The sequence below is a fragment of the Mycobacterium sp. JS623 genome (assembly GCF_000328565.1).
GTDB lineage: Bacteria > Actinomycetota > Actinomycetes > Mycobacteriales > Mycobacteriaceae > Mycobacterium.
The window spans coordinates 3,911,071-3,925,801 of record NC_019966.1; the positions used below are offsets into that span (position 1 = coordinate 3,911,071).

Here is a 14,731-nt window from a genome sequence, read left to right on the forward strand (position 1 = left end):
AGGCCGCACTTCTGCCTCCTATGAAGTGGAACGCATGGGGCGACCCGGCGGGGGCAAAACCGCTATCTGAAGGCATCCGCTCGCTGCTCAAGCAGGCGGTTGGACTCGAGGACGCGACCACGGCGGAACTCGAAGCCGAGCAGGTGCGGTTGCGCCCGTCGGCGCTGTCGCAGGCCGATCGCGACGCGCTCGGCGCGATCGTCGGCGCCGACTACTGCGGCGTCGATGACCATGCCCGGCTGCTGCGGGCGGGCGGCAAGTCGACGCTGGATCTGTTGCGCCGCAAGGATTCTGGGGTGCAGGATGCGCCGGATGCCGTGCTGTTGCCCGGCAGCGAAGGAGAAGTGGCCGAGATCCTCCAATTTTGCGCGGACCGCAGCATCGCGATCGTTCCGTTTGGCGGGGGCACCAGCGTGGTCGGCGGCCTCGACCCGATCCGCGGCGACTTCAAGGCGGTGATTTCGCTCGACCTCCGGCGACTCGACCAGCTGCATTCGCTCGACGAGGTGTCGGGCGAAGCCGAACTCGGTGCCGGGCTCACCGGCCCGGACGCCGAGCGACTACTGGGCGAGCGTGGCTACTCGCTGGGGCATTTCCCGCAGAGCTTTCAATTCGCGACCATCGGCGGGTTCGCCGCGACGCGATCCTCGGGACAGGACTCTGCGGGCTACGGCCGCTTCAACGACATGGTCCGCGGCCTTTGCACGGTGACACCCGCCGGCGTGCTCGACCTCGGCCGGGCGCCGGAGTCGGCCGCGGGGCCCGACCTTCGGCAGCTGATGATCGGCTCGGAGGGCGTGTTCGGCATCATCACCCGCGTGCGCGTTCGGGTACATCCGGTGCCCGAGACCACCCGCTACGAGGCATGGTCGTTCCCGGACTTTGCGACCGGCGCCGACGCGCTACGTGCCGTCGTCCAAACGGGGACAGGGCCGACCGTGATCCGGTTGTCCGACGAAGCCGAGACCGGAGTCAACCTTGCGACCACCGACAGCATTGGCGAAGACAAGATCACCGGCGGCTGCCTGGCCATCACCGTGTTCGAAGGTACTGAGGCGCACGCCAATAGCCGCCACGCCGAAACCCGCGCGCTGATGGAGGCCCACGGCGGCACGTCGCTGGGGGAGGCGCCGGCGCGGGCGTGGGAGCACGGTCGGTTCAGCGCCCCCTATCTGCGTGACTCGCTGCTGTCGGCCGGCGCGTTGTGCGAGACGCTGGAAACCGCGACCAGTTGGTCCAACCTGCCCGCACTCAAGGCCGCTGTCACCGGGGCGCTGACGACCTCACTGGCCGAATCGGGCACGCCTGCGCTCGTGCTGTGCCACATTTCGCATGTGTATCCGACTGGCGCGTCGCTGTACTTCACCGTCGTCGCGGGCCAACGCGGCAATCCGATCGAGCAGTGGCGCAACGCCAAGGCCGCGGCGTCGGACGCGATGATGCGCACCGGTGCAACGATCACCCATCACCATGCCGTCGGCGCCGACCACCGACCGTGGATGCGCGACGAGATCGGCGACCTGGGCGTCGCGGTGCTGCGGGCCGTCAAGGCCACGCTCGATCCGACCGGAATCCTCAACCCCGGCAAGCTCATTCCGTGACCCAACGCGAGATCGGCCGCGTCACCGTTCTGACAAATCCGATGTCGGGCCACGGCAACGCGAAGCACGCGGCCGAGCGGGCGATCGCGCGTTTTCAGCAGCGCGGCGTCGACGCGTGCGAAATCGTCGGCAGGTATGCGGAGCACGCGCGCCAACTTCTCGACGAGGCACTGGCACACGGCACCGACGCACTGGTGGTGTGCGGCGGTGACGGTGTCATCTCGTTGGCGTTGCAGTCAATTGCGCTCGGCGATATCCCTCTCGGCATCATCCCCGCGGGCACCGGCAACGACCATGCACGCGAATATAGGCTTCCCAGAAGCGATCCCGAGGCCGCCGCAGACATCGTCGCCGACGGCTGGACGGAGTCCGTCGACCTCGGGCGCATCGACAATCACGCCGGGGTGCGGAAGTGGTTCGGCACGATCATGGCCGCCGGTTTCGACTCGCTGGTCAGCGACCGCACCAATCGGATGCGGTGGCCGCACGGCCGGATGCGCTACAACCTGGCGATGATCGCCGAGATCTCGCAGCTGCGGCCGCTGCCGTTCCGGCTCGCGTTCGACGACGGCAAGACGATCGTGGCCGACCTGACCCTGGCCGCGTTCGGCAACACCAAGAGCTACGGCGGCGGCATGCAGATCTGTCCGGGCGCCGACCATTCCGACGGCCAACTCGACATCACCATGGTCCACGCGACATCGCGGACACGGCTAATTCGCTTGTTCCCCACCGTTTTCAAGGGCACGCACATCGAGCTCGACGCCGTCACCACCGAGCGCGCGGGGTCGGTCAGCGTGGACTCCCCCGGCATCAACGCCTACGCCGACGGCGAGTACGTGTGTCCGCTTCCGGTCGACGTGTCAGTAGTGCCGAGCGCCTTGAAGATTTTGGTGCCCAAGCCAGCACGCTGACTTCCGCGAGGTTGCAGTTGTTGCGAGAAAGATCGAGTGGGCTACGCATTAACTGCAGTTTCGCGGAAATCGGCAGAAAGAGCCCCAGCCCGCAGCCACTTGCCGATCAGGACATCTGTATACGGACGACGTCAGTTAGGGCCCTAAGCGGCTATCCGACTCCGCGGCTGAGCCAGCTGACCTCCGCGCCATCCCCGCCGTCGCGATAGGGCTCCAGCGCCTCGTCCCACGCGGTGCCGAGCACCGTATCGAGTTCGGCCGCGAGCACATCGGCCCCCGACGACATCAGGGTGCGCAACCGCATTTCGCCGACCATCACGTCGCCGTTGGCGCTCATCGCGCCGCTCCACAGACCCAGCTGCGGGGTGTGGCACCAGCGGTGCCCGTCGACGCCCGCACTCGGATCCTCGGTCACCTCGAACCGCAGCACCGACCACGAGCGCAGCGCGTTGGCGAGCTGCGCCCCGGTGCCCACCGGCCCGATCCAGTTGGTGACCGCGCGCAGCTGTCCGGGCATGGCCGGTTGCGGCGTCCACTTGAGGTTCGCCCTTGCTTGAAGGGTCGACGATAACGCCCACTCGACGTGCGGGCACACCGCCGCAGGTGAGGCATGGATGTACACCACACCTGTCGCCGCGTCGGCGAATTGGTTCGCTGCACGCATCTGCTGCTCCTTCGGTTCCGCGAGGGACGTCTTCCCCAACGACCTGGCAGAACCGAATGACTAAGAGCTAGCACTGTGTCGTGCGTGTCTATTGTGCCTTGTGAGGCCCTTGTTGCGCTAGTGTGCCCCGAATTCTCTCAGCACTTCGTCAGAGATCGCTGGCCAGCAGCGGTAAGCCCAGTCCCCGAAGTTGCGGTCGGTCAGCGCGACAAGCGCCAGGTCCGCGTCCGGATCGACCCACAAAAACGTCCCTGACTGGCCGAAATGGCCGTACGTCCGGCCTGAATTGGACGATCCGGTCCAATGCGGCGACTTGGCGTCCCGGATTTCGAAGCCCAGCCCCCAATCATTCGGCCGCTGCGACCCGAACCCGGGCAAAACCCCAGCCAGCCCAGGAAACTGCACGTCAATGGCCTGGGCGTGCATCTGGCGAGAAACCGTCTTGGGCCGGAGCAGGTCGACTGCGAAGGCCGCCAGGTCCGCAACCGTGGACGTCGCCCCGAATCCGGCGCCTTCCGCGCCGCCATCCAGCGTGGAATCGGTCATGCCAAGCGGTTCGAAGACCGCCTCGGCCAGGTACTGGCCAAACTCGATGCCCGACGCCTGCTGGACCGTCTCGGCGAGCACCCGAAACCCGTAATTGGAGTAGACGCGACGCTGGCCCGGCTTGGCAATCAATTCCGGCGAGTTCATCGCGTAGCCGGTCGCGTGTGCGAGCAGGTGCCTGACCGTGGAGCCCGCCGGGCCGGCTTCGGTGTCGAGTTCGACGACACCCTCTTCGATCGCGATCTGCGCGGCGCGAGCGACGAGTGGTTTGGTGACCGACGCCAACGCGAATCGTTGCTTCGGGTCGCCGTATTGCGCGATCACTCCGGACGGAGCGACCACCGCGGCCGCGGCGGAGTTGACGGGCCAGCCGGCGATGGCGTCGAGCGCAGGCACCCGCAGCAGCCTAGTCGGACTACTTTCGGGCGACGTAGTAGAAGTTGATCGGGTCCGAATCGATCTCGTGCACGGCAACGTCGCGGAAGCCCGCATCGGCCAGCATCGTCGTGGCGAGCTGGCGTCCCCAAACGGTGCCGAGCCCGTCGCCGTCCAATGCAAGCGACACACTCATGCAGTGCATCGTCGAAACGGTGTACAGGTAAGCGGCGAACGGCACGCCAATGTTGTCCTCGACTTGGCTGGACGCCTTGATGTCGACCATCAGAAACACGCCACCGGGCCGCAGCGCGCGGTAGATGTTGGACAACACCTGCGCGGGATGAGCTTGGTCATGGATCGCATCGAATACCGTTATGGCGTCATAGGTTTCGGTTTCATCTAGCGCAGTCACGTCCTTGGCGACGAACGCCGCGTTGGTCAATCCACACTGCGACGCTTCTGCCCTAGCCGCGGCGAGGCCCTCGTCGGAGAAGTCGATTCCGGTGAACCGACTGGCCGGAAACGCCTTCGCCATCACGTTGACGGCATGCCCGCTGCCCGTGCCGATGTCGGCCACGTCGGCGCCGTCGCGAAGCAGCTCAGGGAGACCCTCGGCCATCGGCAGGATGACGTCGATGAGCGCGGCGTCGAACGTCTCACCACTCATCTCGGCCATCAATTTGTGGAAGCGCGGATACTCGCTGTACGACAAGCCGCCACCGGCGGAAAAGCAACCGATGATCTTCTGTTCCACCTCACCCAGGAGGGGAATGAACTGCGCGACATGCGAAAGGTTGTCTGGCCCTGCTGCGCGCGTCAGCACCGCGGCGCGGTGGGCTGGAAGCCAATAGGTCTGCGCCGCAGGGTCGTAATCGACGATTCGGCCTGCAGTCACACCGCCCAGCCACTCACGCACATAGCGTTCGTTGAGCCCGGCGGCATCGGCGATCTGTGCACTCGTGGCTGCGGGCAGCCCAGCCATCGTGTCGAAGAGTTTGGTCTGGTGTCCGATCGACAGCAGGAGGGCCAGGCTGGCGGCATCGATCGCGCCGACCATCCGTTCGGCGAATTCCTCGGTGGTGTCGGTATTCGGCTCAAGCGTTGTCATGCCAACCTCAACGCTAGGTGATTCAGATCAGTTCAATGGACCGTTTTGCAAGGCCCATCCAGTAGCCGTCGATGACCTGTTTGGGCGACTGGCCCGGATCACCGGATGCGCCGAGCGCAACGAACAACGGTGAGAAGTGCTCGATGGTCGGATGGGCGTACGGCATACCGGGCGCGCGGTGCCGGAAGTCGATGAGCGCGTCGACGTCGCCTGCGGCGAAGCGCTCGCTGGCCCAGGCGTCGAAGTCGGTGGACCAACCCGGCGGGGTGGCGCCGGGCGAGGGGTCATCGAGGAACGGCAGGCCGTGCGTGGTGAATCCGGATCCGATGATCAGCACGCCGTCGTCGCGCAGCGGTCTAAGCCTGTGGCCGAGCGCCAGCAGACGTTGCGGGTCCAACGTGGGCATCGAGATCTGGAGCACCGGGATGCTGGCGTCGGGGTACATGACCGTCAGCGGGACGTAGGCGCCATGGTCGAGCCTGCGGTTTGGGTCGTGGGCGACGGGCTCGTTGTCGGGCATCAGCGCTTCGACTCGCGCGGCGAGGTCGGATGCGCCTGGAGCGTCGTAGGTGATTTCGTAGTAGTGCTGCGGGAATCCCCAGAAATCGTAGGTCAGCGGGGTTTCGGTGGTGGTCGAACCGATGGTCAGCGGGGCGGCTTCCCAGTGCGCGGACACGACGAGAATGGCGCTCGGTGTCGGCAGGTCGGCCGCCCACTTTCTCAGCTGCGAAACCCACAGTTCGTCGTCGACGAGCGGCGGTGCGCCATGGGACAGGTAAACCGTCGGAAGCGCGTTTCGGCCGGCATCAGGCAGGGTCACCATCTCCCAAGCCTGCCACCGGAACCATTAGGTTGTACGAATGACTCAGACGGTGCGCGGTGTCATCTCACGGAAAAAGGGCGATCCCGTCGAGGTGGTGGACATCCTCATTCCCGACCCGGGACCCGGCGACGTGGTTGTCGAGATCCTTGCGTGCGGCGTCTGCCATACCGACCTGACGTACCGCGACGGCGGCATCAACGACGAATTCCCCTTCCTGCTCGGGCATGAAGCGGCGGGCACCGTCGAGGCGGTAGGCGAGGGCGTGACTCACGTCGAGCCCGGCGACTTCGTGATTCTGAACTGGCGCGCGGTGTGTGGCGAGTGCCGGGCCTGCAAGCGGGGCAGGCCGTGGTATTGCTTCAACACTTTCAATGCCTCCCAAGCGATGACGCTGACCGATGGCACCGAACTCACACCCGCGTTGGGTATCGGTGCGTTCGCCGATAAGACGCTGGTGCATGAGTTGCAGTGCACCAAGGTCGATCCGGCGGCCGATCCCGCGGTGGCTGGGCTACTGGGCTGCGGTGTGATGGCGGGCCTTGGCGCCGCGGTCAACACCGGCGCGGTCGGCCGCGACGACACTGTTGCGGTGATCGGCTGCGGGGGCGTAGGTGATGCCGCGATCGCGGGTGCGGCGTTGGTGGGCGCCAAGCGAATCATCGCGGTGGACACCGACAACACGAAGCTCGACTGGGCACGCGGGTTCGGCGCCACGCACACCATCAATGCACGTGAGCTGGATCCAGTAGCGACGATTCAGGATCTGACCGATGGCAACGGCGCCGACGTCGTGATCGACGCGGTCGGTCGGCCGGGGACCTGGAAGCAGGCGTTCTACGCCCGCGATCTGGCGGGAACGGTTGTGCTGGTTGGTGTTCCGACACCCGACATGAAGCTGGAAATGCCGCTGATCGACTTCTTCTCCCGGGGCGGCTCGCTGAAGTCGTCGTGGTACGGCGACTGCCTGCCCGAGCGCGACTTCCCCACCCTGATCAGTTTGTATCTACAGGGCCGATTGCCGCTGGAGAAGTTCGTCTCCGAACGCATCGGGCTTGACGACATCGAAGACGCCTTCCACAGAATGCACGCCGGCGAGGTGCTGCGCTCGGTGGTCGTGCTCCAGCGATGAGCGCCTGCGCGAAGAGGAGAAGACGATGAACGGCGGCCCAATCCAGCGAGTCGTCACCCACGGCACGTTCGAACTCGACGGCGGCAGTTGGGAAGTCGACAACAACATCTGGCTCGTCGGCGACGACTCCGAGGTTGTCGTCTTCGACGCCGCGCACGATGCAGGACCGATCGTGATGGCCGTCGGCGGTCGCCACGTCGTTGCGGTGGTGTGCACACACGGGCACAACGACCACGTGACCGTCGCACCACAGCTCAGCGAGGCGCTCGATGCCCCGGTGCTGCTGCATCCGGCCGACGACGTGCTGTGGCGAATGACGCATCCGGACAAGGACTTTCACACGGTCGACGACGGCCACACGCTGCGCGTCGCGGGTCATGAACTGCGTGCGATCCACACCCCGGGACACTCGCCGGGGTCAGTGTGCTGGCACGCCCCCGAACTCAATGCCGTGTTCTCCGGTGACACCCTGTTCCAGGGTGGGCCAGGTGCGACGGGACGGTCGTATTCCCACTTTCCGACGATCCTGGAGTCGATCAGGGGCCGACTGGGCAGGCTGCCGGGCGAGACTGTCGTCTACACCGGCCACGGTGACTCCACCACAATCGGCGACGAGATCGTGCATTACGACGACTGGGTGGCACGCGGCCACTAGCATTCGGCGGGGCCGCGCACTGTAACGCCGCCCACAGCATGGCGGGCCGTTTCGAGCAAATAAGCGTCCGAGAAAGTCGTTTTCATACGTTCGGCTGACACGGCCGCGCTGCCGGACGTGACGATGCCACGATCGTGCTCCGCCCGCTGTGCGGTGGAGGCTTTTCCGTGAGCTTGCTGTGCCGCGCTTACGCTTTTGCTGCAACGCTATCCAGAACGAAATAACAAGCGGATGTACTGCGCTTTGACTTTCACCTCCGCGCTGTGAAACGCCGGGTTGAGATATTGCCAGCTAATTAACGCATATGTTAATCTTCGCCGCAGCCGGGACGTCTCAGGGATGTGCAGGGCTTCGGACTCCGTGATTTCTTGCGCCGTCAAGCACGTCGTGGGCCGAAGCTGCAGCAAAGCACTCTGGCTGCTCTGCCGGGAGACGAAGGAGCACATCAATGGACGTGAACACCGTCAAGGACGTGGTCCGGCGCCCTGCGCAACGACCGGGGAGCCAGTGGCGCGACGGCGATGCCTGGCTCGCAGGCGGAAGCTGGTTGTTCTCCGACAAACAGCCTGCCGTCAGACGATTGATCGATCTCGAAGCGCTCAGGTGGGATCCGCTTCACGCCAGCGACGCGGGCTTGGAGATCGGCGCGACGTGCACCATCGCGCAGTTGTACGCATTTCGCGGCCCCGATTGGCGCGCCGCACCATTGTTCGCCACCAGTTGTGAAGCTTTCCTGGCGTCGTTCAAGGTGTGGAACTCGGCCACGGTCGGAGGCAATATCTGCATGTCATTGCCTGCGGGACCGATGATCACGATGACGGTGGCGCTGGAAGGCGCCTACACGCTGTGGGCCGCCGACGGTTCTGAACGCGTTGTCGAGGCCGTCGACTTTGTCACTGGAGACCACGCAAATGTGCTCGCTCCCGGCGAACTGCTCCGAAAAATCGACATCCCCATCCATGCGCTGCGCAAGCGTCATGCGCACCGTCACTTCACACTGACCAAACTGGGCCGGTCGACGATCTTCATGATCGGCACCCAATCCCCCGACACCGCCGACCTATTGCTGACGATCACCGCGGCGACCACCCATCCGATCCGCCTGGCCTTCGACGCCGTGCCCGACGCCGACGAACTGCAGGCACGCATCGATGCGCTGCCCGACGACGTGTGGTTCGACGATCCGAACGGAAGCCCCGACCACCGCCATCACCTGGCCAAGCACTACGCAGAGGAAATCCGGATGGACCTGGCGGCAGGAGCCCCGCGATGAGTTACACCATCAACGGCAAGAGCTTCGATGCGGAACCGCAACCCGGCCAGTGCCTACGGACGTTCGTCCGCTCGCTCGGATGGCACGGCGTCAAAAAGGGTTGCGACGGAGGCGATTGCGGCGCCTGCACCGTGTGGCTCGACGGTGTCCCCGTCCACAGTTGCATCACCCCGGCTTTCCGCGCCGAGGACCGCGAGGTCACCACGATCGAGGGCCTCGGCACACCGGAAAACTTGCATCCGTTGCAGCGACAGTTCCGCGATGCCCCCGGGTTTCAGTGCGGTTTCTGCACAGCGGGGATGATCATGACATCCGCGACGTTCACCGACGAGCAGAAGAAAGACCTACCGCGCGCGCTGAAGGGAAACCTCTGCCGCTGCACGGGTTATCGCGCCATCGAGGACGCGATCAACGGCGTCACCGGTATCGAGCAGGCGCTACCCGGCCAGGCCGTCGGCACCAGCGTCGGCGCGCCCGCCGCCACTGACGTGGTGACGGGACGAGTCGAGTTCACCATGGACACCGAGATCGAAGGCATGCTGCATCTCAAGGTGCTGCACTCGCCCCACGCGCACGCCCGCATCGTGTCCATCGACAAGTCGGCCGCACTCGCCGTGCCAGGCGTGCATCGCGTGTACACGTGGGAAGACGTCCCGCGCAAGCGATACACCACGGCCATCCACACCGATCACCTCGTCGACCCGGACGACACCTACATCCTCGACAACGTCGTCCGGTTCGCCGGCCAGCGCGTGGTTGCCGTTCTCGCCGACTCGGTGGCCGCCGCTGAAGAGGGGTGCAGCAAGGTCGTCGTCGAATACGAGCTGCTGCCAGCGGTTTTCGATCCCGAGGAGGCGATGGCGCCCGGCGCTCCTCAGTTACACGGATACGACGACCCGTTCGTCCGTGATCCCGAACGCAACATCCTGCTGGAGTTGCACGGCGAGATCGGCGATATCGAAGCGGGTTTCGCAGAAGCCGAAGTGATCCACGAAGGCACGTACTTCTCGCCGCGGGTCCAGCACGCCCATTTGGAAACGCACGGGTCGATCGCGTGGATGGAAGACGACCGGTTGATCGTGCGCACTAGCTCGCAGTCGCCGTCGATCGCGAGAGTCAAGTTGTGTTATCTGTTCAGCCTGCGCCCGGATCAGGTCCGCGTCTTCTGTGAGCGGGTCGGCGGTGGCTTCGGCGGTAAGCAGGAGGTAATCTCCGAGGATCTGGTCGCGCTGGCCACCCTCGACACCAGGCGCCCGGTCTGCTTCGAGTACACCCGCGAAGAGGAGTTCACCACCGCATCACCGCGGCATCCGATGAAGATCACGGTCAGGCTGGGCGCCCGCGCCGACGGCACCCTGACCGCCGTGCAATTCGGCAACATGTCCAACACCGGCGCATACGGCAACCATGGCGGCGAGACCTTGTTTGCTGCCGGTGCGGCCATCGCGATATACCGTTGCGCCAACAAGCGATTCGACGCGTACTCGGTCTACACCAACAGCGTGCCCAGTGGTGCGCTGCGCGGGTACGGCATGACCCAGCCGGCGTTCGCGGTGGAGTCAGCGATGGACGAGTTGGCCATTGCCCTCGGTCTCGATCCGCTTGAGCTGCGGCGCCGCAACATCGTCCGGCCGGGCGACGCGCTGCTTGCCATCGACGATCATCCCGACGACGTCGAGTTCACCGAAGACGGCCTGGGCAGGTGCATCGATCTCGTCGACGAGGCGCTGCGGCACCACACCAACGGAGAAGTCCTCGGCGACGACTGGATGGTGGGCACCGGTGTGGCGAGTTCGCTGCACGAGACGGCGCCGCCAACCGATCACATCTCGGACGCGTGGGCGACACTCCGAGACGACGGCACATACGAGATCGCGGTCGGCACTGTCGAATTCGGTGAAGGCACTTCGACCGCCCACGTGCAGATCGCGGCCACCGTGCTTGGTGCCACGCCGTCGCGCATCCATCTGGTGCAATCCGACACCGACCGAACCGGGTTCGACACGGGCGCGTTCGCAAGCGCCGGGCTGTTTGTCGCGGGTAATGCCGTGCAGCGGGCCTCAACCGCCCTGCGCGACCGGATACTCGAAGTCGCAGCGACACACATGAATTGCAAGGCGGCCGACTGCGCGATGGACGACGACGGCGTCATCTGCGGCGGCGAGCGGATGTCGCTGGCCGAGCTCCTCGAGGTGGCCCGCGTACGTGGCATCCGGTTGACCGAGGCGCGCAAAGCATACGGGTCACCACGCAGCGTCACGTCGAACACCCACGGGTTCCGGGTCGCCGTGCACCGGATCACCGGCGAGATCCGCATTCTTTACAGTGTGCAAGCCACCGACGCCGGTGTCGTGATCAACCCGGTGCAAGTGCGCGGACAGGTGGAAGGCGGTGTGACACAAGGTATCGGCTTCGCGCTGACGGAAGACTTCCAGGTCGACGCCGACGGCGTGATGATGAATCCGAACCTACGCAACTACAGAATCCCGACTTACGCCGACGCTCCCCGCACCGAGGTGTTGCTCGTCGACTCTTCCGACTCGGTCGGCCCGATGCGTGCCAAGGGAATGGCGGAGTGCTGCATCAACCCGGTGGCGCCGGCATTGGCCAACGCCGTCGCCAACGCGACCGGCGTTCGTTACCGCTCGCTGCCGCTGTCGCCTCAACGGATATACAGCCGCCTGTCGGACAGCCGTTTGGTGCCGACGACCTAGCGGGTCGGGGCGACGTCCATGACTACACAGAATGTCACCGATAGCGCTGTCACGGTAATCCTCGGCCAGCGTGTACGTCCCGGCGTCGAACAGGAATTCCTGGCATGGCAACACGAGGTGAATGAAGCCGCATCGGGCTATCCGGGATTCGTCGGTGCCGAGGTCAACCCACCCATCGCGGCTCAGCCGGATTGGTTGGTGATCTACCGCTTCGATACCATCGCCAACCTGCGAGCGTGGTTGAACAGCTCCACACGGCTGGCGGGGCTGGAGGTCGGCGCACAGTACTTCGACGGGCCGCCGACACAGCAGATCGTCGGGGGCGCGGCCAAAGTCGCGGACCAACTGGTTACCGTGGTCGCGACCCACCGCGTCGAGCCAGATGACGTCGACGAGTTTCTCGCGTGGCAGGAGCGACTTCGGTTGGCCGAAAGCAAGTTTGACGGCTACCACGGCACCGAGCTGTTCCGACCGGTGGAAGGCGTTCAGGACGAGTGGACGGCGATGTACCGCTACGACAACGTCGCACACCTCGAAGCGTGGCTCACCTCCGACGAACGGGAGCGACTGCTCGAGGAAGGCGCGAAGTTCCGCGATTTCCAGCTACGAACCGTGGACAACTCGTTCGGCAGCTGGTTCGCCTTCGACGACAAGGGCAACCAGGTGCCGCCACCATCGGACATCAAGACGTCCTTTGCGGTCTGGGTGGGCATCTATCCCACCGCGATGATGATCATGCTTGCCCTGTCGTCGTTGCACCTGCCCGTCTTTCTGGGCACCTTAGTGGGAAACCTGTTCTCCAGTTTCATCCTCACCTTCGTGACAATGCCGTTCTACGCCAACCGACTGCTCAAACACTTCCTGTGGCCGCGGGCGGACGAGCCAAAGTCACGGACAAATCTTCGAGGCGCTGCCATTGTTGCTGCCTCCCTGTTGTTTTGGGCGGTGGTCTTCGGCCTCGTCTGGAAGTTCTGGTCCGTGCCCTAATCAGGCCAAGAAAAGGAGTAATGATCAGCATGAGTGAATCAAACGGCGGACTACCGGATTTCATGCAGCCTGTCCTCGACGCACGGCCTCCCGCAAGCGCTCGCCAGGTCGCCGAACATGCGATCCTGACACTGAACTCGTCGATGATGCAGTTGTACGACGAGTCCCTTGCGACGTTCAAACACAATATGCGTGAACGCGTGCCGATCATCGTGGCGCTGTTCAGCGGCCAAGGCGGCCAGCTGATTCTGTACCCGCCCGGTCAGCCCCCAGAGGTGGCGCCGCCCGTGCCGATCACCTACCAGCTCGCGAAGTCGGTGGGCCACAGCTCGATGGCCATCTATGAGGTTGTCGCGCCGTATCTGTCCGACCCACGCGCAAATCAGCTGTGGCGCGCCCCGCTTCAGATGTACCGGGCGCAGAATCAAAGTGCCCTGGACGGATTGGAGGCGCTGGATCTGTCCGACGACGACCGCGAGGTGCTGCGCACCATCCTCCAGCGAAACCTGGCCTTCATGGACGACTGCCTAGCCGCAGGCACCTACACCTACGGCCAACTCGAGGAGTACATCCGCGGCACCACGCCCTACTCGGTCAGGGGCATCGGCATCGCGTCGAGCGCTCAGGTGAGTCACTGGATGAGCGTCGTCGAGGGGTGGAAAAACAAGCTCGGCAAGGACTGGGACGCGACTTACGCCGTGAACAACACGATGTATGTAACGCGCCAGAACAACATCCTCTACAGCATCCTGGTGCAGTTCATGGGCACCGAAACCATGGGTGAACGGCTGCTGCTCGTCGAGACCGCGGAATTCGAGACCACGCCGGAAAAGTTGCTCGACGTGCTGGCCCGCATCGTCGCCGACCGCTCCCTCGGGATGGTCTTCTTCCGGGACTTCTTCGCAATGGACGTCGAGCTACTCGGTGGCGGCGGGCGCGCGGCTATCCAACGCGAGATGGCGAACCGGGGTCTACAGGCAGTGCTGCCGAGCCTCGCGCCGTTCCGGTCCAATGACTGGCCGTGGAAGACCGACCCCGCCAAGGGCAGAGGTCCCGCCTCGTTGGAGGACGCCGTCCCGAGCTGTCCCGTGCTCTGACCGGGGCGGTTCTGGTTAGCTGTCGAGGATGCGGCGCTTTTCGTTCTCGAATTCGGCTTCCGTCAACGCGCCCGAGTCACGCAAAGCGGCAAGCTGCCGAAGCTGCTCGAGACGCACGCCCTGATCGGTCGGCGTGAAGCCCGATCCGCTACTGAACGCCGGCTCGTCGAGGTGGACAGCCTCGTCGGGCAGAAGTGGTGTGGCCGCCTTGGCCGAGCGGGCCGACCAGAACAATGCCACGATGAGCTCCACCACGCCGAGCGCAAGGATCCCGCCGAACAGCCACGTCAGCCACCCGTAGGAACTGCCATGGCCGAACGCGAGCCGGGGACTGATGTAGCCGTTGACGTTTCCGTCGGTGACGATGTCGTAGGTGCCGTCCTGTGGGACCTGCACCAGCCATACCTGCACGTGCGTATCGCTGTTGACCGTCGTTGTGCCGCCGACACTTTCGGTCACTTCGGGTTTGGCACCGCCCTGCTGCGGCGTGATTGAGAACTTCAGATCCGGGATGGGGAACCCACTCGAGGGGCTGCCCGTGACCATCGTGTGGAAGCTGACAGTCATCTCACCGGCCGGCAGGTGCAGGCTGGTCGAGCCGGGGACGGGCACCTCTCCGTAGGCGTCGTACTCGTCGAGGACGAACGCGTTGAGCATCAGCATCGCGATAAGCCCAACGCCACCGACTACCAACGCCACAACAGCGGAAACCATCGCGACGCGAGGCCCGATCTGTTTGCGCATGCGTGCAGTCTGTCATGCCTCGGTTTGCGCCGAGGCGCCAATCAGCCACGTGGCCGGCCCCTGGAGAAGGGCCGGCGGCTGCGGGAGCGCTCCGTGCA

At 64.9% G+C, this 14,731-nt stretch carries 13 protein-coding genes; 8 read left to right on the top strand and 5 right to left on the bottom strand.

Features of this window, described 5'->3' with window-relative positions:
• Window positions 1-20: 20 nt before the first annotated feature.
• Window positions 21-1,601 (top strand): FAD-binding oxidoreductase, encoded by a 1,581-nt coding sequence (locus tag MYCSM_RS19200; protein WP_015307822.1) that lies wholly within the window; start codon window positions 21-23, stop codon window positions 1,599-1,601.
• Complete coding sequence (locus tag MYCSM_RS19205; protein WP_015307823.1) at window positions 1,598-2,515, top strand: diacylglycerol kinase; 918 nt, start codon at window positions 1,598-1,600, stop codon at window positions 2,513-2,515. The genes MYCSM_RS19200 and MYCSM_RS19205 overlap by 4 nt, the downstream gene beginning before the upstream one ends.
• A 151-nt stretch (window positions 2,516-2,666) precedes the next feature.
• Here the strand turns inward: MYCSM_RS19205 and MYCSM_RS19210 are convergent, their stop codons facing one another.
• From MYCSM_RS19210 to MYCSM_RS19225, 4 genes are all read right to left on the bottom strand, one after another.
• Window positions 2,667-3,179 carry a DUF3145 domain-containing protein gene (locus MYCSM_RS19210; protein ID WP_015307824.1) on the bottom strand — a complete coding sequence of 171 codons (513 nt, stop codon included), beginning with the start codon at window positions 3,177-3,179 and terminating at the stop codon, window positions 2,667-2,669.
• A 117-nt stretch (window positions 3,180-3,296) separates the two neighbouring features.
• A complete protein-coding gene (locus tag MYCSM_RS19215) occupies window positions 3,297-4,121 on the bottom strand; it encodes a serine hydrolase domain-containing protein (protein WP_015307825.1) in 825 nt (274 codons plus the stop codon).
• 19 nt (window positions 4,122-4,140) lie between these two features.
• Window positions 4,141-5,211 (bottom strand): class I SAM-dependent methyltransferase, encoded by a 1,071-nt coding sequence (locus MYCSM_RS19220; RefSeq protein WP_015307826.1) that lies wholly within the window; start codon window positions 5,209-5,211, stop codon window positions 4,141-4,143.
• 22 nt (window positions 5,212-5,233) lie between these two features.
• The gene (locus MYCSM_RS19225; protein WP_015307827.1) at window positions 5,234-6,034 is read right to left on the bottom strand and encodes a dioxygenase family protein; all 801 of its coding nucleotides are present in this window, start codon (window positions 6,032-6,034) and stop codon (window positions 5,234-5,236) included.
• Window positions 6,035-6,071: 37 nt separating this feature from the next.
• Here MYCSM_RS19225 and MYCSM_RS19230 point away from each other — a divergent pair, with 37 nt between their 5' ends.
• The 6 genes from MYCSM_RS19230 to MYCSM_RS19260 all read left to right on the top strand — a co-directional run bounded on the left by MYCSM_RS19230 (window position 6,072) and on the right by MYCSM_RS19260 (window position 13,889).
• Window positions 6,072-7,163: an S-(hydroxymethyl)mycothiol dehydrogenase gene (locus MYCSM_RS19230; protein ID WP_015307828.1), complete on the top strand. Its 1,092-nt coding sequence runs from the start codon at window positions 6,072-6,074 to the stop codon at window positions 7,161-7,163.
• A gap of 25 nt (window positions 7,164-7,188) precedes the next feature.
• Entirely contained in the window at window positions 7,189-7,818 is a 630-nt protein-coding gene (locus MYCSM_RS19235) for an MBL fold metallo-hydrolase (protein ID WP_015307829.1), read from the top strand.
• Between the two features lie 448 nt (window positions 7,819-8,266).
• Window positions 8,267-9,091 carry an FAD binding domain-containing protein gene (locus MYCSM_RS19245; RefSeq protein ID WP_015307831.1) on the top strand — a complete coding sequence of 275 codons (825 nt, stop codon included), beginning with the start codon at window positions 8,267-8,269 and terminating at the stop codon, window positions 9,089-9,091.
• Complete coding sequence (locus MYCSM_RS19250) at window positions 9,088-11,805, top strand: molybdopterin-dependent oxidoreductase (protein WP_015307832.1); 2,718 nt, start codon at window positions 9,088-9,090, stop codon at window positions 11,803-11,805. Before MYCSM_RS19245 ends, MYCSM_RS19250 begins: the two co-directional genes overlap by 4 nt.
• Window positions 11,806-11,823: 18 nt before the next feature.
• Complete coding sequence (locus MYCSM_RS19255; RefSeq protein ID WP_015307833.1) at window positions 11,824-12,792, top strand: antibiotic biosynthesis monooxygenase; 969 nt, start codon at window positions 11,824-11,826, stop codon at window positions 12,790-12,792.
• Window positions 12,793-12,821: 29 nt separating this feature from the next.
• Window positions 12,822-13,889, top strand: a complete 1,068-nt coding sequence (locus tag MYCSM_RS19260) for a hypothetical protein (protein WP_015307834.1) — start codon at window positions 12,822-12,824, stop codon at window positions 13,887-13,889.
• A 15-nt stretch (window positions 13,890-13,904) separates the two neighbouring features.
• On the opposite strand, the gene MYCSM_RS19265 is transcribed toward MYCSM_RS19260, so the two are convergent.
• Entirely contained in the window at window positions 13,905-14,633 is a 729-nt protein-coding gene (locus MYCSM_RS19265; RefSeq protein WP_015307835.1) for an SHOCT domain-containing protein, read from the bottom strand.
• Window positions 14,634-14,731 lie beyond the last annotated feature (98 nt).